Below are 1,317 nucleotides of genomic sequence, written 5' to 3'. Positions count from 1 at the left end.
GTCCCCGGCAGCAGCACCTCACCCGCATGCCCCGAAGCCAGCTCGATCGACGCCTCACCGCGCCTGTTCTGCCGGGGGATCGCGCGGGAGAGGTACGCGTCGAGATACGAGCGCAGAGCCGGTGAACGGTCCGCGACCTCGCGGAACTCCTCGGCCCGCAGGGCCAGTACGGTGCACTTCGTCAGGGCGGTGAGGGTCTGCTCCCACTCCCCCGGATCCGGCGACAGGGCCTGCTCGCCCGCGTGGTCGCCGCCGGCGAGGACGCCCAGCGACACCTCCTCGCCGTACTTGCCGCTCGCGGTGCGCTTCACCTTGCCGTGCGCGATGAGGATGAGCTGTGCCGGGTCGCCCGGGGAGACCACGGTCTCGCCCGCGGTGTGCTCCCGCTGTTCGAACCGTCCTGCGAGAGCGCTCAGGGCCGCCTCGTCGGCCAGCCCGCGCAGGAGCGGGATCTCACGCAGCTCCGCGGGGATCACGGCGATGTCGGCGCCCGTGGCGACGAACTCCACGCGCCCGTCGCCCAGCGTGTGCGTCAGCCGCCTGTTGACGCGGAACGTGCCGCCCGTCGTCTCAACCCACGGCAGGATCCTCAGCAGCCAGCGCGAGGAGATCCCCTGCATCTGGGGCGGCGTCTTGGTGGTGGTGGTCAGGTTGCGGGCCGCGGCCGGAGCGAGGCTGTGCTGTGCGGCGAGGCCGGGCGTCGGACCGGGGTGGCCGGACTGGCTGGTCATGGACCGGAAGACCTTCCGTGCTGGAGCCTGGGCTGAACTGGAGAGAGAACTGACACCGGGAACAGGCCCGTTCGGCGCCGCGGTTCTCCTGCGGCTGCCGGACCGTCAACACCCGGTCTCAGTGGCCGGTTTCGACGTCCTCGAGGATTCCCAGGGCGTCCGGGACCAGTACGGCCGCCGAATAGTAGGCGCTCACCAGATAGGAGATGAGCGCCTTTTCGTCGATGCCCATGAAACGGACCGAGACCCCCGGCTGGAATTCGTCGGGAATTCCCGTCTGATGCAGGCCGACGACGCCCTGGGCCTCGCCCGTACGCATCGCCAGCACCGACGTGCTGCCCGAGCCGGTGACCGGGATCTTGTTGCACGGGAGGACGGGCACGCCTCGCCACGCGGGTACGCGGTGCCCGTCCAGCTCGGCGCTGTCGGGATGGATGCCGCGGCTGCTGCACTCCCGCCCGAAGGCGGCGATCGCCTTGGGGTGGGCGAGCACGACGCTCGGCTCCTTCCATACGGTGGACAGGAGTTCGTCGAGGTCGTCGGGGGTGGGCGGGCCGGAGCGGGTGTGGATGCGCTGGGACGGTGC

Annotated in this window: 1 protein-coding gene and 1 pseudogene; both read right to left on the bottom strand. The window is 70.9% G+C overall.

Annotated features, from left to right (window positions below; genetic code table 11):
- Positions 1-731: cyclic nucleotide-binding domain-containing protein (locus tag AN215_RS00090; protein ID WP_139140677.1), on the bottom strand; the 731-nt coding region annotated here is incomplete at its 3' end.
- Positions 732-849: 118 nt separating this feature from the next.
- Positions 850-1,317 (bottom strand): annotated as a pseudogene (locus AN215_RS00085) (Crp/Fnr family transcriptional regulator); the annotation flags it as partial.

Origin of the sequence: Streptomyces abyssalis (assembly GCF_001751365.1) — a bacterium.
Lineage (GTDB): Bacteria > Actinomycetota > Actinomycetes > Streptomycetales > Streptomycetaceae > Streptomyces > Streptomyces abyssalis.
Note: the sequence above shows the minus strand (reverse complement) of the source record. Positions and strands in the feature narration are given on the sequence as shown.